This is a genomic window from Flavobacterium ranwuense (genome assembly GCF_004349315.1).
GTDB classification, from domain to species: domain Bacteria; phylum Bacteroidota; class Bacteroidia; order Flavobacteriales; family Flavobacteriaceae; genus Flavobacterium; species Flavobacterium ranwuense.
Window position 1 is genome coordinate 122,979 of sequence record NZ_SMLH01000007.1, and the last position, 21,803, is coordinate 144,781.

Sequence of the window (21,803 nt, forward strand, 5' to 3'; positions counted from 1 at the left end):
ATTGTTCATTATTCAAAACAAAAAAACTCGCTAACAAGTAGCGAGTTTTAAATTCTAAAAGACTAAAAAATTATATTCCGAAACCTGCTCTTGCTCCACCTGAAACAAAAATTGCAGCCATTCTTGATTTTTGACCGTTAGAGAACATGTACATTCCTCTATCGTCAGTATAATCCATGTAGTTCATTGTCATTTCTACTGGAGTACCAGTACAAGTGCTGTAATGTGGGTAAGCTGGAACACCATAGTTAGCAGTGTTGTGTGTAGGTGTGTCAGAAACTAAATCACTTCCGCAAGTTGCATCACCCCAAATGTGACGTAAGTTCATCCAGTGACCTACTTCGTGAGTAGCTGTTCTTCCTAAATTGTAAACACCAGAAACTGTTCCGACACGTCCAAAAGCATTGTTGTCCATTACAACTCCATCAGTAGCAGAAGCTCCGCCAGGAAATTGTGCATAACCAAGAATACCACCACCCATATTACATGACCACATGTTTAAAACTGTAGTAGGTGTTGTAGGAGCAATCCCTTTTGGTAATTTTTTCATAGCATCATTTGTAGACCATGATGTTGTAGTAGTAGATTTTCTAACAACACTTTGTAAAACGAAAGTTATACCAACATTTGCAGCAACTCCAGAGAATAAAGCAGGAGTACTGCTGAAATCTGAATTAGTTGCATTGAAATCTTCATTCAATACATCAATTTGAGATTGGATTTGAGCATCAGAAATGTTTTCTGCAGCAGTTTTGTACAATACATTTACTACTACAGGAATTTCAACTTTTCCATTTACTAAACGACCAGTTACCATTGCTTTTTGAGTAAATGCTTCAATTTCGTTCATTCTTAAAGCTAATTTTGGGTCAGCTTTTAGTTGTGCAGCTAGAACTTCTTGAGATGCACAACCGCGTCGTGCTAAAGCACTAGTTTCTGGTGCTGCTTCTGTTGTGTCATTTTGACAAGAGAAAAGCATCAATAATGCTCCGGCAGATAAAAGAATTTTTTTCATAAAATTTTTGTTATAAATTAATAGATTTGGTTAATTATTTCACAATTTTATAACAATTTTTTCACAAAAAAAATTTTATTAAAAAAAAAATTAAAAAAAAATTTAAAAAAAAAATCATTCTATTGATTTTACTGCTTTTAGCTAATTTCACGATTTTTGATTTAGAAGTACTTTCATACAATTTTTTTTAGTAAAATTCTAAATCTAAAAAATATAGTTATAATGAAGTCATTTAAGAGATGTTTTGCCATTAAATAAAATAATGTCATAAATGTATATGAAATTAATGTTTTTTATTTTTGTTGGAAGTAAACTTTTGGATGTTATTTTTAATAATTGTAGGTGTAACATCTATTTCTTTGAGAGATTTTTTTGTCCATCCGAATTCGGAATTTTTTTTAAATTATTTAGATCAAACAAATAAAAAAATATCATTTATAAAGAAAACGACCTATTCAAATCTAAATTTGAATAGGTCGTTTTGAAATGGAATCTTGAAAACAGAACTCTTAATTATTAAAAATATAACTAATAATATTGGCACCCATTTTTAATGCTTTATCCCGAACATCAATCGGGTCGTTATTGACTTCTGGATCTTCCCAACCGTCCCCTAAATCACATTCATAGGTGTAAAGCAACACTAATTTATTTTCTACAAATATTCCAAAGGCTTGTGGTCGTTTTCCATCGTGCTCATGTATTTTTGGCAATCCGTTTGGGAATGAATACGGTTTTTGAAAAATGGCATGATTGGCTGGGATTTCGATTAAGTCACTATTGGGGAATATTTTTTTTATTTCTTTTCGAATATATTGATCCATACCATAGTTATCATCAATATGAAGAAACCCTCCGGCGAGTAAATAATTTTTAAGATTATTAGTGTCAGCATCATTAAAAACAACATTTCCATGTCCTGTCATGTGGATGTACGGATACGAAAATAAATCTGGGCTGCTGGGTTCAACAGTTGACGGTTTTATTTTTATTTTGGTATTGATATTGGCATTGCAATATTTTATCAAATTGGGTAAAGAAGTAGGATTTGCATACCAATCACCACCACCGCTATATTTAACCAAAGCAATTTCTTGTGAAAATGTTGGTATTGAAAATAATAACAGTAGATAAAATATTTTTTTCATAATTATATAAAATCAGTTCTTATTTTTCTTCATTGACAAAAATTACACTATGACAGGCAACAATTGCTGCGGTTTCAGTTCTTAATCTAGTATTGCCTAATGAAACTGGTATAAAATTATTTTCAAGTGCTAAAGCAATTTCTTTTTCCGAAAAGTCACCTTCTGGACCTATGAGTAATGTTATATTCTCATTGGGTTTCAAAACTGATTTTAGTGTTTTTTTCTCTGTTTCTTCGCAATGTGCAATCAGTTTTAAACCTCCTTTTTCAAGTTTAATAAATTCTTTGAAAGTTACAGCATCATTTAATTTGGGCAAATATAATTCATTAGATTGCTTCATAGCTACCAACAAAATTTTATCAAATCGTTCATTATTAATGACTTTTCGCTCAGAATGATCACAGATAATAGGTGTGATTTCGTGTATGCCTATTTCGGTTGCTTTCTCCAGAAACCATTCATAACGATCATTCATTTTAGTTGGTGCTACCGCCAAATGCAAATGAAATTTTGAAGCTGGTGCTTTTTCAAATGAAAGAATTTTAACGGTGCATTTGCTATCCGAAGCTAATGTAATTTCTGTTTTAAATAAAAAACCTAATCCATTGGTTACAAATAATATATCTGTATCTTTCTTGCGTAGTACTTTAATGATATGTTTGCTTTCTTCTTTTTCAAAAGAAAAAGTTTCTGTAGATTCAGTAATATTTGGATTGTAGAATAATTGCATAATTTATAATTGTATTCTTGCTTTAGAAACGACAGAAGAAGTTTCAAATTTTTGTGATAAAAACTTTTGATAACCTACAATTCCAATCATTGCAGCATTATCGGTAGTGTATTCAAATTTAGGAATAAAGGTTTTCCAACCGTATTTATTCTCTGTTTCTTTTAATGTGCTTCGAATTCCAGAATTTGCAGAAACTCCTCCGCCAATTGCTATTTGTTTTATTCCGGTTTCCTTTACTGCCAATTTTAATTTGTCCATTAAAATTTCAATAATCGTATGTTGAATGGAAGCGCAAATGTCATTGAGGTTTTCGGTAATGAAATTTGGATTTTCTATTTTTTTCTTTTGAATAAAATAGAGAATAGCCGTTTTTAAACCCGAAAAGCTGAAATCCAATCCTGGAACTTTTGGTTTTGTAAATGCAAAGGCTTTTGGATTTCCTAATTGTGCACATTTGTCAATTAAAGGACCGCCTGGATAGGGAAGACCCAATATTTTTGCACTTTTATCAAAAGCTTCACCTACCGCATCATCAGTGGTTTCTCCAATAACAGTCATGTCAAAATAGCCGTCCACTTTTATAATTTGAGTATGCCCGCCGCTAATGGTCAAAGCCAAAAAAGGAAAAGTAGGTTTCTCATATCCTTCTTCATCTATAAAATGGGCTAAAACGTGTGCTTGCATATGGTTTACAGCAATCAAAGGAATTTGCAAAGCAAGAGCAATCGATTTTGCAAACGAACTTCCTACTAAAAGTGACCCCATAAGTCCCGGACCTTGTGTAAAGGCAATTGCCGATAGCTGTTCTTTTTGTATATTTGCATTACGAAGCGCGGCATCTATTACCGGAACTATGTTTTGTTGATGTGCACGAGAAGCTAGTTCAGGAACCACGCCACCATACTGATTATGTATAAGCTGATTTGCCACAACATTTGACAACACTTTATCGTTTTGTAAAATGGAAGCAGCGGTATCGTCACAGGAACTTTCGATGGCAAGAATAAAAACCTCAGGATTTTGCATAAAAAGGCACAAATTTTGAATTACATTTGACAAGTCGATTATAAAAATCGTTTTGTAGCAGCCAAAATTAAAGAATTTTTATTTAAGGTGCTTCCGTTTCCAAAGGCAAAATGAAATATTAGAAAATTTAAATAGTATATAGGTATCAAAAAAATTAAAAAAATAGTATTTCGTTCTCTACTTGGACTAATCCTACTTTTGTTGGTGCTTGCTATTGCTCTTACCATGCCATTTGTTCAAACAAAAATTGCTCGATATTTTACAAATAGTATCAATAAAGATTTTGGTACTAATATTAGCATTGATGAAGTTGCCATTTCAGTTTTTGGAGGGGTAAAATTTAAAAAAGTATTAATTCGTGATCATCATAAAGATACTTTAATTTATTCCAATAGAATTTCAACAACTATTTTGGAAGGTAAAAAAATGCTCGATGGAGATTTAATCTTTGATGATTTAGATTTGCATGGGCTACTTTTTAATTTAAGAACGTACAAAAACGAAAAACAATCGAATCTCGATAAGTTTATTGCCGCTTTTGAAACTGGAAGACCATCAAGCAAGAAATTTTTACTAAAAGCAAACAAGTTGAAAATTTATGATGGTCATTTTATTTTGACAGATGACAATCGTGAGAATCCTAAAGATTTAGATTTTACTAAACTTAACGCTTCTGTAACTGATTTTAAAATATACGGTCCAGATGTTACCACCATGATTGATAGAATGTCATTTTTGGATTTTCGTGGTTTGTATGTTAAAAATTTAAGCTCAAAATTCAGTTATTCAAGAAAGAATATAAAGCTGGAAAATCTTGATTTGTTGACCAAAGAATCAACATTGAAAGGGACGGTTTTATTAAAATATAAAATTGAAGATTTTTCTAATTTTACGGATAAGGTCCAGTTTGATATAAAATTAGACGCAGCATCAATTGCTTCAAATGACATTCGTTATTTTTATAAAGAATTAGGCAGGAACCAACATTTTTATACCAAAGCAAGTATAAAAGGAACTCTTAATGATTTGAAATTTAAAAATTTAGAATTAGTTGATGACCGTAAGACACGAATTAATGGTGATATCAATTTTAAAAATTTGTTTGCTAGAAAAGGGCAAAAATTTTCGATGTATGCTAAGTTTGATAAGTTAACGTCCAGCTACGATGATTTAATCGTAATACTTCCCAATATTTTAGGAAATAAATTACCTACTTCTTTAAAAAAATTAGGAAGATTTACCGCTAGAGGAATTTCTAGTGTTTCAACTACAGCCGTTGACGCTGATTTTTCTATGATTACCGCATTAGGAAAAGTAACTTCTAATTTAGAAATACAAAATATTGATGTAATTGATAAGGCTTCCTATTTAGGGAATGTGATTTTAGAAAACTTTGATATTGGGACATTATTTGATCAAAAAGAGTTAGGTAGCGTAAGTTTGAATATTGATGTAGATGGAAAAGGTTTTAAACGAGAATATCTTGATACTGAAATCAAAGGAGATATTAGTCAAATAGATTATAAAAACTACAATTACACTAATATTGTTGTCGACGGAAAGCTAAAAAGTCCTAATTATAAAGGTCAGATATCTATAAATGATCCTAATTTGAGTATGACTTTTGACGGTTTATTGGATTTAAGTAAAAAAGACAGCCGATACGATTTTCATATCAATGTTGAAAATGCAGATTTAACTAAATTAAAATTAGTAAAAGATTCTGTTTCTATTTTTAAAGGTGATGTTGTAGTTGAGGCTTCTGGAAACAATATAGAAAATTTTCAGGGAAATGTTTACATTAATAAAACGTCTTATCAAAACAAAAAGGGAATCTACAATTTTGATGATTTTACTATAATTTCCAGTTTCGACCAAAACAGAATAAGAACCATAACAGTAAACTCTCCGGATATTGTTGAGGGTGAAATTGTAGGTAAATATGAATTCAATCAAGTAGAGAATTTAGTAAAAAATTCTTTGGGAAGTCTTTACACAAATTTCAAACCTAGTAAGGTAAAAAAAGGACAGTTTCTTAAATTTAATTTCTCGATTTATAATAAAATCATCGAAATATTTTATCCTGATATTTCAATTGGTTCTAATACTATAGTTAAAGGTAATATAGATTCTGATAATCAAGAATTTAAACTTAATTTCAATTCGCCTCAAATCATAGCTTCCAATAATATATTTGATAACATTAGAGTTTCGGTAGACAATAAAAATCCACTGTATAATGCTTACATTGAATTGGACAGTATCAAAACTAAATATTATAAAATTCGTGATTTTAGTGTGATAAATGTGACCATGAAAGATACTTTGTTCTTTCGTTCTGAATTTAAAGGCGGATCAAAAGGAGAAGATTATTTTAATCTGAATTTATATCATACGATCAATGCTGCCAATAATAATGTAGTTGGAATCAGTAAATCAGAAGTTAAATTCAAGGACTATCTTTGGTTTTTGAATGAAAATGAAACGCCAAATAATCAGATTGTTTTTGATAAATCATTTAAAAACTTCAATATTGATAATATAATATTGTCGCATGAAAATCAGTCTATTTCGTTAATGGGTGCTTTTAAAGGCGCGAATATTAAGGATTTGAAATTAAGCTTTAAAGATGTAGATCTAAACCAAATTACGCCCGCCAATAATAAGTTTGTTGCGCATGGAAATATTAATGGCGAGGTAAATTTCAAGCAAAATAATAATGTTTATCAGCCCACATCTTCTATCGTAATTGATAATTTGAATGTAAATAAAACGGATTTAGGTACTTTGAATTTTGATATTGAAGGCGATGAAAGTCTCAGAAAGTTTGCAATAAATTCTAATTTAGAAAATGAAAATTTGGAATCCTTTAATGCGAATGGAAGCTTTGAAATAGTTAACAAAGAAACGATTCTTGATTTAAAACTAAAATTCGAGAAGTTTAATATTGCAACTCTAAATTCATTGGGCGGAGAAGTTTTATCGAATATTAGAGGTTCTATATCTGGAAATTCCACTATTGAGGGAAATCTTAAAAAACCAAATATAAATGGACGTTTGTTTTTAGATAAAGCTGGTATAACTATTCCGTATTTGAATGTTGATTATGCATTGAGTAACAATACAATTATTGATCTTACTGATGAGAAATTCCTGTTTAGGAATAATACACTTACGGATACTAAATACGGAACAACAGGGAAATTAAACGGAAGTATTGAACATAATAATTTTGCAGATTGGAAATTAGATTTAGCTATTAATTCTAAAAGGCTTTTAGCGTTAGATACTCAAGACAGCGAAGATGCCGCTTATTATGGAACTGCTTTTATCAATGGTATCGCCACTATAAAAGGACCAACGAATTCTTTGTTTATAAAAGTAGACGCAAAATCTGAAAAAGGAACGGCTATAAAAATCCCTATTAATAATGCCGAAAGTGTAAGTGATAATGTTTTTCTTCATTTTGTGACTGCTCAAGAAAAATACAATTTGAAAAATGGTATTACTGATAATACCAGAAATTATAACGGACTGGAATTAGAGTTTGATTTTGATATTACTCCAGATGCCGAAGTAGAAGTGATTTTAGACCGAAATACTGGTCATGGAATGAAAGGAAAAGGTTTTGGATCATTATTGTTTAAAATAAATACTTTAGGAAAATTTAATATGTGGGGAGATTTTCAGGCGTATGAAGGAACCTATAATTTTAAATATGGAGGCCTTATTGATAAGAAATTTGCAGTTAAAAAAGGAGGTTCTATTTCTTGGGAAGGTAATCCGATGAGAGCGCAATTAAACCTAGAAGCGGTATATAAAACGACAGCAAATCCTGCGGTATTATTAGATAACTCATCTTTTAATACTAAAGTGCCTGTTGAAGTAGTTATTGGTATTCGAGGCGATTTGACCAGTCCAGAGCCTGATTTTAATATCGAATTTCCAACAGTAAGTAATGTTTTGAAATCAGAAATTCAATATAAATTAAATGATAAGGATGTAAGACAAACACAAGCCTTGTATTTGTTATCATCTGGTGGTTTCTTAAGTCCGGAAGGAGTAAGCCAATCTGATTTTTCAGGAAGTTTATTTGAGACAGCTTCTAGTATATTAGGTGGAATCATACAATCTGATGATGAGAAATTTAAAGTGGGTCTCAATTTTATTGGTGCCGATAGAAGAATAGGAAAAGAAACGGATGGACGATTTGTAGCAACAATTTCATCAAAAATAAATGAAAGGATTACAATTAACGGAAAACTAGGTGTTCCTTTTGGAGGGATTAATGAATCAGCAATTGTAGGAGATGTTGAAGTTCTATATAGAGTTAATGAAGACGGAACACTTAATTTACGCCTTTTTAATAAAGAAAATGACATTAATTATATAGGTCAAGGAATTGGGTATACACAAGGTTTAGGGGTCTCCTATGAGGTAGATTTTGATACTTTTAAAGAGTTAGTCAATAAAATTTTTAAAAACCTAAAAATTGACAGAGCTACCGTGCCAGTTGCCGAAGATCAAGATTCTGATATGTCTCCAGATTATATAAATTTTTCTAAGCCTAAGAAATCCAGTACAAAAAAGATCAAGAAAAATCAAGAAGGTTTACTTCCTGAGGAAAACTAATGAGTTGGTCTTTTCAAATTTAATACTATGAATTCTGAATAAGAATGCAGTTCAATAAGAATAGCTATTAATAATTCATCTACCAAGCGCAGTATATAATAATAATAATTTTTTAAAGTAGAGAGCGGAAAAATACTCTTTTTACATCTTAGTAATAAATAGTTACTACATTGTGTTGGTTTGCAATCAAAAAAATAAGTAAATTGTTAATTATCAAATAAAAATCAATTTTTATTCAATTTTGTTAAATAAAATCCTTTTTATTTTGGTTTTTTAAAAACTTATTAACGAAAACGTTTGAATTTAAAACGCTTTACTAATTTATTAAAAACACAGCATTCAAAAGTGCTGAATGTTTGCTAATTTTACACTTTAATACTTAAATAATGCCAAAAACAATAAAAAAAGTTGGCGTTCTGACTTCGGGAGGTGACTCGCCAGGAATGAATGCAGCTATTCGATCAGTTGTTCGTACATGTGCTTATCATAATATAGAATGCATAGGAATTTATAGAGGATACCAAGGAATGATTGAAGGAGACTTCAAAGAAATGGGACCTCGAAGTGTAAACAACATTGTAAATAAAGGAGGGACGATTCTTAAATCAGCTCGATCTTTAGAATTTAAAACTTCAGAAGGAAGAAAAAAAGCACACGAAAATCTTACTAAAGCAGGAATTGATGCTTTAGTAGTAATAGGAGGTGACGGTACTTTTACTGGAGGTTTACTATTCAATACTGAATTTAATTTTCCAGTAATGGGAATCCCGGGAACTATTGATAATGATATTTTTGGGACGAGTCATACTTTAGGGTATGATACTGCTTTAAATACTGTAGTAGATGTAATTGATAAAATTAGAGATACTGCAAGTTCTCACAACCGATTATTCTTTGTAGAAGTAATGGGAAGAGATGCTGGGCATATTGCTTTGAATGCAGGTATTGGTGCTGGAGCGGAAGAAATTTTAATTCCTGAAGAAAATTTAGGATTAGATAGATTATTAGAGTCACTGCAAAAAAGTAAAGCTTCGGGTAAATCATCCAGTATAGTTGTTATTGCTGAAGGAGACAAAATTGGTAAAAATGTATTCGAATTAAAAGATTATGTTGAAGCTAATTTACCTGAATACGATGTTAGAGTTTCGGTTTTAGGCCACATGCAAAGAGGTGGTTCCCCATCTTGTTTTGATAGAGTATTAGCCAGTAGATTAGGTGTAAAAGCCGTTGAATCTTTATTGGAAGGAAAGTCAAATTATATGGTTGGATTGCAAAATGATAAAGTAGCGTTAACGCCTTTAGAACAAGCAATTAAAGGGAAAACAATGATTGATAGAGAATTATTGAGAGTTTCAGACATTATGTCTACATAAGGGGTTAAAGTTTATTGTGAGGAAATTAGGCTTTAGGTTGAGTTAATAAAAATAAACAAAAAATTAAAGTAAAATGTCGAAAGTAAAATTAGGAATAAACGGATTTGGAAGGATTGGAAGAATTGTTTTCAGAGAATCTTACAATAGAGATAATGTAGAAGTTGTAGCAATCAACGATTTATTAGATGTAGATCACTTAGCTTACTTATTAAAATATGATTCAGTTCACGGTCGTTTCAACGGAACTGTAGAAGTAAAAGAAGGAAAACTTTTTGTAAACGGAAAAAATATCCGTATCACTGCTGAAAGAAATCCAGCAGATTTAAAATGGAATGAAGTTGATGTTGATGTAGTTGCAGAATGTACCGGTTTCTTTACAACTATCGAAACTGCAAACGAGCACATCAAAGGTGGTGCTAAAAAAGTAATTATTTCTGCACCTTCTGCCGATGCACCGATGTTTGTAATGGGAGTAAACCATGAAACAGCAAAAGCTTCAGATATTGTAGTTTCTAATGCATCTTGTACAACAAACTGTTTAGCTCCTTTGGCTAAAGTTATTCACGATAATTTTGAAATCGTTGAAGCGTTGATGACTACAGTTCACGCAACAACTTCAACTCAAATGACAACTGATGGTCCTTCTAGAAAAGACTGGAGAGGTGGACGTGCTGCAAACCTAAATATTATTCCATCATCAACAGGTGCAGCAAAAGCGGTTGGAAAAGTTATTCCATCATTGAACGGAAAATTAACAGGTATGTCTATGCGTGTTCCTACTGCTGACGTTTCTGTTGTTGATTTAACTGTAAAAGTGGCCAAAGAAACTTCTTACGAAGAAATTATGGCAGTTTTGAAAAAAGCTTCCGAAACTACAATGAAAGGTATTTTAGGATATACTGAAGATTTAGTTGTATCTCAGGATTTTATTTCTGATCCAAGAACTTCTATTGTAGATGTTCACGCTGGAATTGGTTTGAACTCAACTTTTTTCAAAATCATCTCTTGGTATGATAATGAATATGGATATTCTAGTAAATTGATTGATTTATCAGTACATATTGCAGGTCTAAAATAATTCTATATATTTACAAATCCCGTTATAGTAATAATAGCGGGATTTTATTTTTTGTTCACTTTTTTTAAATGCAAATTTTTACTGTAAACATTTTAAATTAGAAAAACGAAACACAAAACCAAAAAAAAACCAAAAAAAAATGAGATTATTAGTTGATAGTGGTTCTACCAAAGCCGATTGGATTGCGATAGATGATGCCGGGAAAGTATTGTTCACAACACAAACATTAGGATTGAATCCAGAAATTCTAGATGGAGATGAAATTATTGAACGTTTGAACGATCGTTTTGATATTTTACAAAATAAAAAAGAGGCCACTCATTTATTTTTCTATGGTGCAGGTTGTGGAACTGATAGAATGAAAATTTCACTTTCACAAATTTTTCAAAACTATTTTCCTAACGCAATTATTGTTGTTGAAGAGGATACGTATGCTGCAGTTTATGCTACAACACCTAAAGGTGAAAAAGCTATTGTCAGTATATTAGGAACTGGATCTAACTGTAGCTATTTTGATGGAAAAGAATTGCATCAAAAAGTGCAATCATTGGGATATATCGTTATGGATGATTGTAGCGGTAATGTTTTTGGAAAAGAATTAATCAGAAAGTATTATTTCAATAAAATGCCAAAAGAATTGGCAACAGAATTTGAGAAAGAATATGATTTAGATCCGGATGCTATTAAAAGTAAATTATATAAAGAAGCGAATCCTAATGCTTATTTAGCAACATTTGCAAAGTTCTTAATTCAACATAAAGATACTGAGTTTTGTAAAAAAATAATTTTCAAAGGAATGAAATCTTTTGTAAAAAATTATATTAAACAATATGATAATTGCAAAGAAGTACCCGTTCATTTTGTTGGTTCCATTGCATTTTATTTGAAAGAAGAATTGCAAGAGACTTTCGATAAATATGAACTGAGTTTAGGCAATGTACTAAGAAGGCCAATTGATGGGCTTATTGCGTATCACATCGCTAATAAATAACTTATGGAAATAGCTATTATTGCTCATGATGTTAAAAAAGCAGATTTAGTTCAATTTCTGAATAAAAATAAAGTCATTTTACAAGAGGAAAAAATAAAGCTGATTGCAACCGGGACTACAGGAAGTAAAGCTGAAAATTCAGGTTTCAAAGTAAAGAAAATGCTTTCGGGACCTTTAGGAGGTGATGCTCAAATTGCAGCCAGAGTCGCTGAAGGGAAAACTAAAATGGTTTTCTTTTTTAAAGATCCATTATCGAGTCATCCTCATGAAGCCGACATAAATATGCTTATTCGCGTTTGTGATGTTCATAATGTGCCATTGGCAACCAATGAAGCAACGGCACAATTATTATTAGATGCTATTGCACAGCAATCATAGAAATTTCAACATTTACATTTTTTGGCAGACCGGCCACTTGAACCGTTTCACGAGCTGGAGCGGTTTTTTCGTTGAAATAAGAACCGTATACGGTATTTATTTTTCCAAAATCATTCATGTCCATGATGAATATGGTTGTCTTTACAACATTTTCAAATGTCATTCCTGCAGCTTCAAGGACGGCTTTCATGTTGTTCATTACTTGCTCTGTTTCGACTTCAATGTTGTCTATAACCAATTCCATTGTTGCAGGATTTAAAGCAATTTGACCAGAAGTGTATAGCGTATTTCCTTTGAGAACTGCTTGATTATAAGGCCCGATTGGTGCTGGAGCATTTTCTGTAAAAATTATCTTTTTCATAAAACTGTTGTATTTTTATATGGTAATAAGTTTAAAAATCAATTATCTATTGATGGTACTTCGTTTGTCCCATTTGATATCGCTAAGAACACCAGATTTTATTCCAATAAAGAAACCCCAATTTGCATTTGTACCAAATGGGGACCAGTTAAAATCCATTCTCCAACTCAATAAATCCCTCTCAAAACGAAGTTGGGTGAAAGTAACTCCATTTTGAACAAAGTCATAACCGGTAGATACTCCAGCTTTCCATTTTGGAGTTATGTCAGCATTAGCTGAAATCATAATGGAATTTCCAATGATTTTATTTTCTCTATTGTTGTTTCCGTACGTTAAGGAATAGGCAAATGTCATGTCCCAAGGCAACTTTGAATTAAAGAATTCTGAGATCTTATCTTCTCCTTCGTCTTCTTCCTCGTCTTCAAATTGACTTCTTCGGTTGTCGCCTAAGTCCGTATTTGTTCCAAATAAATCGTCTTCACGACCACCGTTTCTTTGACTTTGAGTGTTTTTATCCTTATCAGTTTTGTCTTTTCCTTTACTTGATAAAGAATAATTTAAGGTCATATTTGAACTGGTCATTCTAAAAAGACTTCCGCCATTATCAATATTAAACACATTAATTCGGTTTCCTGAATTGTCAATTGCATAGGGATCTAATGTAGCTCCAAAATTGACATTCATTTTGTTATCAAACAATGTTGTTCCACCGCTAACTCTTATTGGAGAAAAGGCAAGTGAAGTTACCCCATCGGCATCAAGGTTATAACTAGTGGAAAGGTTCAAATTATTAAGAAGCATTATTTTTTTAGGTTCCACCTTAGTACTGTCTTTGTCTGTCACTTTTGCCTCAAAAGTATTGCTCAAATCAAAGCCTAAAGTATTGGAATTATTTAATCCCGGAGCGCCAAAAATTCCGCTTTCAAATCTTGAATATTGCTGTGTCATGGTTCCTGTTGCGTCTGAAGCATAAGTATCATAATACTTTTCAAAACTAGGAGTGTAGCCATACGAAACAGATGGTCTCATGACGTGTCTTATCGATTTGATTTTTTTATCATTGCCAAAATTAAAAGTTCCATAAATAGTTGTTCCTACGCTGGATGAAAAAGAGTAAGTTCTAAAAGCGTCAAATCCATTTATGGTTTTATCAACAACTTTACTTTGATCAACATCAAAGCTTCTTTCAATTGTTTTGGTATACCATATTTCCTCGTAATTCATAGAGGTAGAAGCACTGAAATATTTAAATAATTTAAAATTGGTGCTTAACGGAATACTGTGTTGAAAACCAACTTTTGCATCTCTAAACATTTGTGGTTTAAAGAATAAGGAATCATTTGTAACGATACTGTTTCTACCGTTTAAATTGTACTGTAAATTTATGTTTTTGAAAAAACCTTTTTTCACGCCATCCTTACCTACAAAAGGATAAATCCTGTCGACACTTAATTGTAGTGTTGGTAAAGTCATATTGATTTCTTCCGTTTGAGTGTTTTGTGAATGTGTGGCTGTCAATGACATTCTGACTTGAGGAACTGTAGTAAATGTTTTTGAATACGATATCGAAGAGCTCAATGTATTGTTAAGATTTGATCCAATATTAACCTGATTGATGGATTGCTTAAAATATTTACTGCTTCCAAGATTTACAGATGCTGAAAAACTTGAATTAGGATTTGATTTAGAGTCTTTGGAATGGGACCATTGGATGTTATAAATATTTTGTTTCAAATAATCTGGGTATCCTCTTTCACTGGTGATTAAATTTTCGAATCTAACATTCAAGTTTCCTCTGTAATTATATCTTTTGGCATAACTGGATTCAAAACGCAATCCATAACTTCCATTGGTGTAATAATCCCCCAAAACAGTTAAATCATAATTGTCGCTTAAAGCAAAATAGTACCCTAAATTTTGAAGAGAAAATCCTCTGTTGTTAGAGTCGTTATAGCTTGGTAAAATTAATCCTGAAATACTGGTTTCTTTACTCATTGGAAAGAAAGCAAAGGGTAAAGCTATTGGAGTAGGAACATTTGCGATAACCATATTGGTTAATCCAGTCACTACTTTTTTGCCTGGAATAAATTTTACTTTATTAGTTTGGAAATAATATTCGGGATTATCGACATCTTTTGATGTCGTAAAACGAGCCCCTTTTAAAAAATAAACGGAATCATTTTCTTTTTTTGTTACAGCGGCTTTTATTTTAAATTCTCCTTGATCGGATCTTGAATTCCAGATAAGAGCTTTTTTTGTTTTAAAATTAAAACGAATAGAATCCGGTTCTACTACATTTGTGCCCTGTTTGAAATTTGGATATTGAGTGAAAGCACCAGTTGAATCTTTGATTCGTCCCGCATAGACTTCATTTTTTTCATAATCCATAACGATTATCCCAGATTTCAATTCGATGTCTTGGTAATACAATTCCGCTTTGTCGTATAATGTGATTAGCTTTTTCTTTTGATCAATTTTAGCATATTGATCCGCTTTGTATTTTACCTTTCCGTCAAGAAACGCCTTTTTAGGTTTTACACTGTCTTTTTTTATGGAATCAGTTTCTTTTGTAACCGTTAAAACAGGAGTGTTCTTTTTGTTAGTATCTAGAGTGGTACTATCTGCTTGTTTGTTTGCGGATATGGACGTCTTTTTTTTTGTTATATCTTGAGAATATAATTTACCAGATCCTAATGACAGGAAAATTGATAATAAAACGATATTAAATAAGTTTGTATGCAAAGGTTTAAATGCTATTTTTGTATAATTATGGCCTGTTTTTTGACATGTCAAACTTACATATAATTTTTTGTCAAAAATAGTCAAATAAAAAATTTTATGACGGTAGTGTTTTAATTAAATTAACTTTTGGATTTATGCGTATTAGATATAAAATAAAAACAATATTAACTTTTATGTTGACGATAATTTCTTTATCGAGCTTTAGTCAATCCAATGTTTTCAGGGTGACTTTAGATGCGGGTCACGGAGCACATGATTTTGGAGCTGTTTATGAAGGACGTGTGGAAAAAAATATTGCTTTGGCAGTAGTTTTGAAAGTGGGAAAGCTATTAGAATCTACAAAACAAATGGATGTAAATTATACCCGAAAAACGGATGTATTCATTGATTTAATTGAAAGAGCTAATATTGCCAATAGATTTAACGCTACTATTTTTGTTTCGATTCATTGTAATGCCAATAGAAATACTGCTGCCGATGGTACTGAAACCTATGTAATGGGTTTGAGTAAAGTTGCTTCTAATCTTGAAGCTGCAAAGAAAGAGAATTCTGTAATTACTTTGGAAAAGGATTACAAGCAAAAATATGAAGGATTTGATCCAAACTCCCCGGAAACTATGATAGGAATGACCTTGATGCAGGAGGAATATTTAGACAATAGTATTTCACTGGCAAGTAAGGTAGAAGATTCTTTTGAAGATTTAGGAAAAAGAATAAGAGGAGGAGGGGTTAAACAAGCTCCTTTTATGGTGCTTCATAAAGCATACATGCCAAGAGTATTGATAGAAATGGGTTTTATTTCTAATACAATTGAAGGAAATAAATTAAATTCAGAGGATGGTCAAAATGAAATAGCCAGAGCTATCGCAGATGCAATTATCAGTTATAAAAAAGAATATTTTGGCAATGGTGAAACTGAAATTTTTGAAGAGTCGCCTTCGCAAAAAATTAATGAAAAACCAATAAGAGATACTGTTGCTCCTGCGAAACCAAAAATGATTTCTCAACCTGCAGTAGAACTAACACAAGTAAAAAAAACAGTTGATAATTCTAAACCTTTATTCAAAGTACAACTTTCAGCCAGTAATAAAAAATTAGAATTAGTACCAAAAAATTTTAATGGACTTAAAAATATTTCTGTAGCCTTTGAAAATAGGGTTTACAAATATATGTATGGAGAAACTTCTGATTATGATGAAGCAAAAAAGCAATTAAGCGAGGCAAAAGAAAAAGGATATAATTCTGCATTTTTGATAGCATTTAAAAACGGAGAGAAAATTAATATTCAAGATGTAATTAAATAATAACTGCTTATCCTTTTTATATTAAATTTGTAAATAAAATACTCATATTTTGAAAATAACCAGAGCATTCAAAACCACAATTTTAGTTCTATTTCTATTTTCCTGCTTCAATGCTTTTTCTCAATCCAATCAAAAGTTTACTGTTATTTTAGATGCGGGTCACGGAGGTAAAGATCCTGGTAATTCCTATCATGGTTTTGTTGAAAAAGAAATTGCGCTTAAAACGACTTTAAAGCTAGAAAAATACCTCAAAAAAGATAATGACATTCAAGTTGTTCATACCAGAAAAGCAGATGTTTTTATAGAATTAAAGGATAGACCAAAAAAAGCAAATAGTCTCGATGCTAATTTATTTGTTTCTATACATTGCAATTCTGTTAAAAATCCAGTTCCCTTTGGTACAGAGACTTTTGTAATGGGTCTGGCAAGAAGTAAAGGGAATTTAGAAATTGCTAAGCAAGAAAATTCCGTAATATTACTGGAGAAAGATTACAAGCAAACCTATAAAGGATTTGATCCCAAGAATCCTGAAACTTTGATTGGATTGAAAATTCTGCAAGAAGATTATTTAGATCGAAGTATAAATCTGGCTTCAAAAATTGAAAATAATTTTAAAAATAAATTACATCGAAAATCAAGAGGTATAAAACAGACTCCTTTATGGGTTTTGGATGCCGCTTATATGCCAAGTGTATTGATTGAATTGGGTTTTTTATCCAATAGCGAGGAAGGACTTTATTTAAATTCAGAGGAAGGACAAAATAATATGGCAGAAGCTATTGCATCGGCTATCATTGCTTATAAAAAAGAATATTTTGGAACACAATCCAATGAGAATTATGAAGAGCTTCCATCCAAAAAAGTAGTCGAAAATGAAAGAAAAGACACTTCAAAGAGTACTAAATCAAAGCGTATTATAGAGAAACAAGAGCCGAAAACACAAAATTCCGATGTGGTTTTTAAAGTTCAATTTGCAGCCGGAAATAAAAACATTAAATTAAATTCTTCAAATTTTAAAGGATTAAAAAATGTTTCGGTAACAACAAGTAATGGATCTTTATATAAGTACGCATATGGCTTAACGTCAGACTATAATACCGCAAAACAGGATTTAAAAGTGGTAAAATCCAAAGGATATGCTTCGGCGTATATAATTGCAATCAAAGATGGAAAGAATATTAGTATTCAAGAAGCGCTTAAATAATTACAACAAGTCAAATATTTTATATTAAATTTGTAAAAAATACTTAAATTTTGAAAATAACACGAGAAATTAAAACTGCTATTTTAGTAATTGCATCTATTTTATTATTTATCTGGGGCTACAGTTTTTTGAAAGGAAGAGACCTTTTTACCAATTACAAAACATTTTATGTTGAATATAAAAGTGTAGAAGGTTTAGCCACATCTGCGCCCGTTACGCTAAACGGACTAGTTATTGGTAAAGTTAGCAGTATTACAATAGATGAAAATACGGGTGTATTATTAGTTGAATTACAATTAAAAACGGATTTCCCAATTTCTAAATCGAGTACAGCTTCTATTTATGAGCCAGGATTTATTGGAGGAAAACAAATTGCAATTATTCCTAATTTTAATGATAAAATATTAGCTGTTGATGGTCAAAAATTAGAAGGCGGAGTAAAATTAGGACTTACAGATAAAGTAGGAGATCAATTAGCACCACTTCAAGAAAAATTTGAAAAACTACTGGGAACTACTGATAAATTGATTTCAGGATTGAATAATGTTTTGGACCAAAAAGGGCAGCAGGATTTAAAAGTTTCTTTAGCGGAATTGAGCAAGACTATTGAACAATTTCACAAAGTTTCTTTAAGTCTTAATACTTTATTAGATGATAACAAAACTCAAATAAATGGTGTTGTTACCAATTTTAATAAAATATCCGGGAATTTTTCTAAAATATCTGATTCATTGAATAAAGCCGATTTAGGAAAAACGGTAAAAAACCTAAATGCAACTTTAGGCAGAGTCGATGGTATTATGAGCGGTTTGGAATCCGGTAAAGGTTCTATGGGTAAATTATTGAACGATGATGCTTTCTACCAAAATATTAAAAGTACAACAAAAGAATTAGAATTATTATTGCAAGACGTAAGACTTTATCCAACCAGATATGTCAATGTTTCTTTGTTCGGAAAGAAAAACAAGCCTTATGTTGCTCCTGTAAACGATTCTATATCTAATGTAAAAAATTAGCAATTATGAGCTATTTAGACAATATTTTATTTGCCATTCTTTTGGTAATTGGTTTTGGTTATTTTTATACAAACGTTAAAAAAATAATTAGAAATATAAACCTTGGAACCGATGTAAATCGTTCCGATAATCCCAAAGCACGAGGGACTAATATGGCCATGATTGCTCTTGGTCAATCCAAAATGGTGAAAAGACCTATTGCTGGAGCATTGCATATTATAGTCTATGTAGGTTTTGTAATTATAAACATAGAATTATTAGAAATTATTATTGATGGACTTTTTGGGACACATCGTGTTTTTGCTTTTTTAGGAACTACGTATGATGTGCTAATTGCTTCTTTCGAAATTTTGGCTCTTTTAGTTTTAGTTGCAGTAATCTCTTTTTGGATAAGAAGAAATATCATCAAACTAAAGCGATTTGCTAATCCTGATTTGACCGGAGCACCTAAAAACGATGCTAATTATATCTTGTATTTTGAGGTAGTTCTAATGACATTGTTTTTATTAATGAATGCTTCTGATTTGCATTTACAGAATGTACCTGGAGGTTTTTCTCATTTTATTAAAGCAGGTTCGTTTCCAATCAGTCAATTTATTGAACCATTATTTAATGGAATGTCTAATGAATTAGTGATGCTTCTTTCCGAAATATTCTGGTGGTTACATATTACAGGGATTTTGATTTTCATGAACTATCTTTATTTTTCTAAACATTTACACATTCTGTTAGCATTTCCAAATACGTATTTTGCGAATTTAAATCCTCAAGGACAATTTGATAATTTAGAATCCGTTACCAAGGAAGTAAAACTGATGATGGATCCTAATGCTGATCCCTTTGCGGCAGCACCAGTGGATGAAAATGCAGTTCCAAGTAAATTTGGAGCAAGTGACGTTCAGGATTTAAATTGGGTTCAGTTATTGAATGCTTATACGTGTACGGAATGTGGTCGTTGCACTTCATCTTGTCCTGCGAATATAACAGGTAAAAAGTTGTCTCCACGTAAAATCATGATGGATACAAGAGATCGAATGGAAGAAGTAGGAAAAAATATTGATGCCAATAAAGGTATTTTTATTCCGGACAACAAAACATTATTAAACGATTATATTACACCGGAAGAACTTTGGGCATGTACATCATGTAATGCTTGTGTTGAGGAATGTCCTGTAAATATTAGTCCGCTTTCAATTATCATGGATATGAGACGTTATTTAGTAATGGAACAAAGTGCTGCACCAATGCCAATTAATGCAATGATGACTAATATAGAAAATAACGGTGCGCCTTGGCAATACAATCAGCAAGATCGATTGAATTGGAAAAACGAATAGTCGTTAAATCGTTTAACGGGTTATTTATTTACTGAATAACCGATTTACAAATTAAGAATTTGTGATTAACCAAATAAGCAAATAACCGAATCAACAAAATAGTATGTCAGAGAATTTAATAGTGCCAACTATGGCCGAAATGTTAGCTCAAGGGAAACAACCAGAAGTTTTATTTTGGGTAGGTTGTGCAGGAAGTTTTGATGATAGAGCAAAGAAAATAACTAAGGCATTTGTTCGAATTTTAAATCGAGCCAATGTTTCTTTTGCTGTTTTAGGTACTGAAGAAAGTTGTACTGGAGATCCTGCAAAAAGAGCCGGTAATGAGTTTTTGTTTCAAATGCAAGCCATGATGAATATTGAGGTTTTGAATGCATACGAAGCAAAAAAAATTGTTACTGCTTGTCCGCATTGTTTCAATACACTAAAAAATGAATATCCGGAATTAGGCGGGAAATATGAAGTCGTTCACCATACGGAATTTTTGAAATCATTATTAGATGATGGAAGATTGACCATTGAAGGAGGACAATTTAAAGGAAAACGAATTACTTTTCATGACCCTTGCTATTTAGGAAGAGCCAATAATGTGTATGAAGCACCAAGAGATTTAATTCTTAAATTGGATGCCGAGTTAGTAGAAATGAAGCGTTCTAAAGCTAACGGTTTATGTTGTGGTGCCGGTGGTGCCCAAATGTTTAAAGATGCTGAGCCTGGAAATAAGGAAATCAACGTTGAAAGAACCGAAGATGCATTAGAAACTAAACCAGAGATAATTGCTGCGGGTTGTCCTTTTTGTAACACCATGATGACTGATGGTATTAAAAACAAAGAAAAGGAAGGCGAAGTAAAAGTTATGGATATTGCGGAATTGATTGCCAATGCACAAGATTTGTAAATCAATTACGAATTAAAAATTTAAAATTACGAATTTTGATTTTGTAACTCAAAATTCACAACTCATAACTCATAATTAAGATGTACGTTCCATTTGAAAATTTACCCGAAGAATCTAAAATCTGGATTTATCAATCAAACAGAAAATTTTCGGATGCCGAATTTTCTGAAATAGAAACTGCCTTGCAATCCTTTCTTGAAGGTTGGGCTGCACATGGTACCAGTTTAGAATCATCGTATCAATTAAAATACAACCGATTTATCATTATTGCCGTAAATCAGGATGTACAAGCAGCTACGGGTTGTTCTATTGATTCTTCTGTAGAATTTATTCAAAGTTTAGAACAAAAGTATACGGTTGATTTATTGGATAAAATGAATGTGACTTTCAAATTAGGAGAGCATATTGCCCATAAGCCTTTGATTGATTTCAAGAAAATGGTAAAAGATAAAGCGGTTACTGAAAACACAATAGTTTTTAATAATTTAGTCAATAATATAGAAGAGTACAATGAATCTTGGGAAGTTCCAGCCATCGATAGTTGGCATAGTCGCTTTTTTTAAACAAAACAGT

The 21,803-nt window shown here is 31.6% G+C and carries 17 protein-coding genes; 11 read left to right on the plus strand and 6 right to left on the minus strand.

Features of this window, described 5'->3' with window-relative positions:
- Positions 1 to 70 precede the first annotated feature (70 nt).
- The 4 genes from E0I61_RS12255 to tsaD all read right to left on the minus strand — a co-directional run bounded on the left by E0I61_RS12255 (position 71) and on the right by tsaD (position 3,919).
- Positions 71 to 1,015 (minus strand): zinc metalloprotease, encoded by a 945-nt coding sequence (locus E0I61_RS12255; RefSeq protein WP_132071745.1) that lies wholly within the window; start codon positions 1,013 to 1,015, stop codon positions 71 to 73.
- Between the two features lie 509 nt (positions 1,016 to 1,524).
- Positions 1,525 to 2,163, minus strand: coding sequence for a DUF4159 domain-containing protein (locus E0I61_RS12260; protein WP_132071747.1), 639 nt, complete (start codon positions 2,161 to 2,163; stop codon positions 1,525 to 1,527).
- Positions 2,164 to 2,182: 19 nt separating this feature from the next.
- Positions 2,183 to 2,893 carry a 16S rRNA (uracil(1498)-N(3))-methyltransferase gene (locus tag E0I61_RS12265; protein WP_131995136.1) on the minus strand — a complete coding sequence of 237 codons (711 nt, stop codon included), beginning with the start codon at positions 2,891 to 2,893 and terminating at the stop codon, positions 2,183 to 2,185.
- A gap of 3 nt (positions 2,894 to 2,896) precedes the next feature.
- Positions 2,897 to 3,919, minus strand: a complete 1,023-nt coding sequence (tsaD, locus tag E0I61_RS12270) for a tRNA (adenosine(37)-N6)-threonylcarbamoyltransferase complex transferase subunit TsaD (RefSeq protein ID WP_132071749.1) — start codon at positions 3,917 to 3,919, stop codon at positions 2,897 to 2,899.
- A 225-nt stretch (positions 3,920 to 4,144) separates the two neighbouring features.
- Here tsaD and E0I61_RS12275 point away from each other — a divergent pair, with 225 nt between their 5' ends.
- From E0I61_RS12275 to E0I61_RS12295, 5 genes are all read left to right on the plus strand, one after another.
- On the plus strand, positions 4,145 to 8,551 hold the full coding sequence (locus E0I61_RS12275; RefSeq protein WP_132071751.1) for a translocation/assembly module TamB domain-containing protein: 4,407 nt from the start codon (positions 4,145 to 4,147) through the stop codon (positions 8,549 to 8,551).
- 386 nt (positions 8,552 to 8,937) lie between these two features.
- On the plus strand, positions 8,938 to 9,924 hold the full coding sequence (gene pfkA, locus E0I61_RS12280) for a 6-phosphofructokinase (protein ID WP_131995127.1): 987 nt from the start codon (positions 8,938 to 8,940) through the stop codon (positions 9,922 to 9,924).
- Between the two features lie 73 nt (positions 9,925 to 9,997).
- Positions 9,998 to 11,002: a type I glyceraldehyde-3-phosphate dehydrogenase gene (gene gap / locus E0I61_RS12285; protein ID WP_131995124.1), complete on the plus strand. Its 1,005-nt coding sequence runs from the start codon at positions 9,998 to 10,000 to the stop codon at positions 11,000 to 11,002.
- Between the two features lie 139 nt (positions 11,003 to 11,141).
- Positions 11,142 to 11,993 (plus strand): N-acetylglucosamine kinase, encoded by an 852-nt coding sequence (locus E0I61_RS12290; protein ID WP_131995121.1) that lies wholly within the window; start codon positions 11,142 to 11,144, stop codon positions 11,991 to 11,993.
- A 3-nt stretch (positions 11,994 to 11,996) separates the two neighbouring features.
- Complete coding sequence (locus E0I61_RS12295; RefSeq protein ID WP_131995118.1) at positions 11,997 to 12,371, plus strand: methylglyoxal synthase; 375 nt, start codon at positions 11,997 to 11,999, stop codon at positions 12,369 to 12,371.
- Here E0I61_RS12295 and E0I61_RS12300 read toward each other — a convergent pair.
- Positions 12,352 to 12,732, minus strand: coding sequence for a RidA family protein (locus E0I61_RS12300; protein WP_131995115.1), 381 nt, complete (start codon positions 12,730 to 12,732; stop codon positions 12,352 to 12,354). The two genes, E0I61_RS12295 and E0I61_RS12300, sit on opposite strands and share 20 nt — an antisense overlap.
- 42 nt (positions 12,733 to 12,774) lie before the next feature.
- Entirely contained in the window at positions 12,775 to 15,525 is a 2,751-nt protein-coding gene (locus tag E0I61_RS12305) for a putative LPS assembly protein LptD (RefSeq protein ID WP_132071785.1), read from the minus strand.
- An 83-nt stretch (positions 15,526 to 15,608) separates the two neighbouring features.
- Between E0I61_RS12305 and E0I61_RS12310 the strand changes: the two genes are divergently transcribed.
- From E0I61_RS12310 to E0I61_RS12335, 6 genes are all read left to right on the plus strand, one after another.
- Positions 15,609 to 16,778 carry an N-acetylmuramoyl-L-alanine amidase family protein gene (locus E0I61_RS12310; protein ID WP_131995112.1) on the plus strand — a complete coding sequence of 390 codons (1,170 nt, stop codon included), beginning with the start codon at positions 15,609 to 15,611 and terminating at the stop codon, positions 16,776 to 16,778.
- Positions 16,779 to 16,827: 49 nt separating this feature from the next.
- Positions 16,828 to 17,982, plus strand: a complete 1,155-nt coding sequence (locus E0I61_RS12315) for an N-acetylmuramoyl-L-alanine amidase family protein (RefSeq protein WP_132071753.1) — start codon at positions 16,828 to 16,830, stop codon at positions 17,980 to 17,982.
- 50 nt (positions 17,983 to 18,032) lie between these two features.
- On the plus strand, positions 18,033 to 18,998 hold the full coding sequence (locus tag E0I61_RS12320) for an MlaD family protein (RefSeq protein WP_132071755.1): 966 nt from the start codon (positions 18,033 to 18,035) through the stop codon (positions 18,996 to 18,998).
- 5 nt (positions 18,999 to 19,003) lie between these two features.
- A complete protein-coding gene (locus E0I61_RS12325) occupies positions 19,004 to 20,335 on the plus strand; it encodes a (Fe-S)-binding protein (RefSeq protein ID WP_132071757.1) in 1,332 nt (443 codons plus the stop codon).
- 103 nt (positions 20,336 to 20,438) lie between these two features.
- Positions 20,439 to 21,230, plus strand: a complete 792-nt coding sequence (locus E0I61_RS12330; protein WP_091206088.1) for a (Fe-S)-binding protein — start codon at positions 20,439 to 20,441, stop codon at positions 21,228 to 21,230.
- 80 nt (positions 21,231 to 21,310) lie between these two features.
- Entirely contained in the window at positions 21,311 to 21,793 is a 483-nt protein-coding gene (locus tag E0I61_RS12335; protein ID WP_131915911.1) for an ABC transporter ATPase, read from the plus strand.
- Positions 21,794 to 21,803 lie beyond the last annotated feature (10 nt).

What these genes read in the sequence shown, in the direction of transcription:
- E0I61_RS12255 (WP_132071745.1), bottom strand. Translation starts at nt 1,015, where the DNA reads ATGAAAAAAATTCTTTTATCTGCCGGAGCATTATTGATGCTTTTCTCT.
- E0I61_RS12260 (WP_132071747.1), bottom strand. Translation starts at nt 2,163, where the DNA reads ATGAAAAAAATATTTTATCTACTGTTATTATTTTCAATACCAACATTT.
- E0I61_RS12265 (WP_131995136.1), bottom strand. Translation starts at nt 2,893, where the DNA reads ATGCAATTATTCTACAATCCAAATATTACTGAATCTACAGAAACTTTT.
- tsaD (WP_132071749.1), bottom strand. Translation starts at nt 3,919, where the DNA reads ATGCAAAATCCTGAGGTTTTTATTCTTGCCATCGAAAGTTCCTGTGAC.
- E0I61_RS12275 (WP_132071751.1), top strand. Translation starts at nt 4,145, where the DNA reads ATGCCATTTGTTCAAACAAAAATTGCTCGATATTTTACAAATAGTATC.
- pfkA (WP_131995127.1), top strand. Translation starts at nt 8,938, where the DNA reads ATGCCAAAAACAATAAAAAAAGTTGGCGTTCTGACTTCGGGAGGTGAC.
- gap (WP_131995124.1), top strand. Translation starts at nt 9,998, where the DNA reads ATGTCGAAAGTAAAATTAGGAATAAACGGATTTGGAAGGATTGGAAGA.
- E0I61_RS12290 (WP_131995121.1), top strand. Translation starts at nt 11,142, where the DNA reads ATGAGATTATTAGTTGATAGTGGTTCTACCAAAGCCGATTGGATTGCG.
- E0I61_RS12295 (WP_131995118.1), top strand. Translation starts at nt 11,997, where the DNA reads ATGGAAATAGCTATTATTGCTCATGATGTTAAAAAAGCAGATTTAGTT.
- E0I61_RS12300 (WP_131995115.1), bottom strand. Translation starts at nt 12,732, where the DNA reads ATGAAAAAGATAATTTTTACAGAAAATGCTCCAGCACCAATCGGGCCT.
- E0I61_RS12310 (WP_131995112.1), top strand. Translation starts at nt 15,609, where the DNA reads ATGCGTATTAGATATAAAATAAAAACAATATTAACTTTTATGTTGACG.
- E0I61_RS12325 (WP_132071757.1), top strand. Translation starts at nt 19,004, where the DNA reads ATGAGCTATTTAGACAATATTTTATTTGCCATTCTTTTGGTAATTGGT.
- E0I61_RS12330 (WP_091206088.1), top strand. Translation starts at nt 20,439, where the DNA reads ATGTCAGAGAATTTAATAGTGCCAACTATGGCCGAAATGTTAGCTCAA.
- E0I61_RS12335 (WP_131915911.1), top strand. Translation starts at nt 21,311, where the DNA reads ATGTACGTTCCATTTGAAAATTTACCCGAAGAATCTAAAATCTGGATT.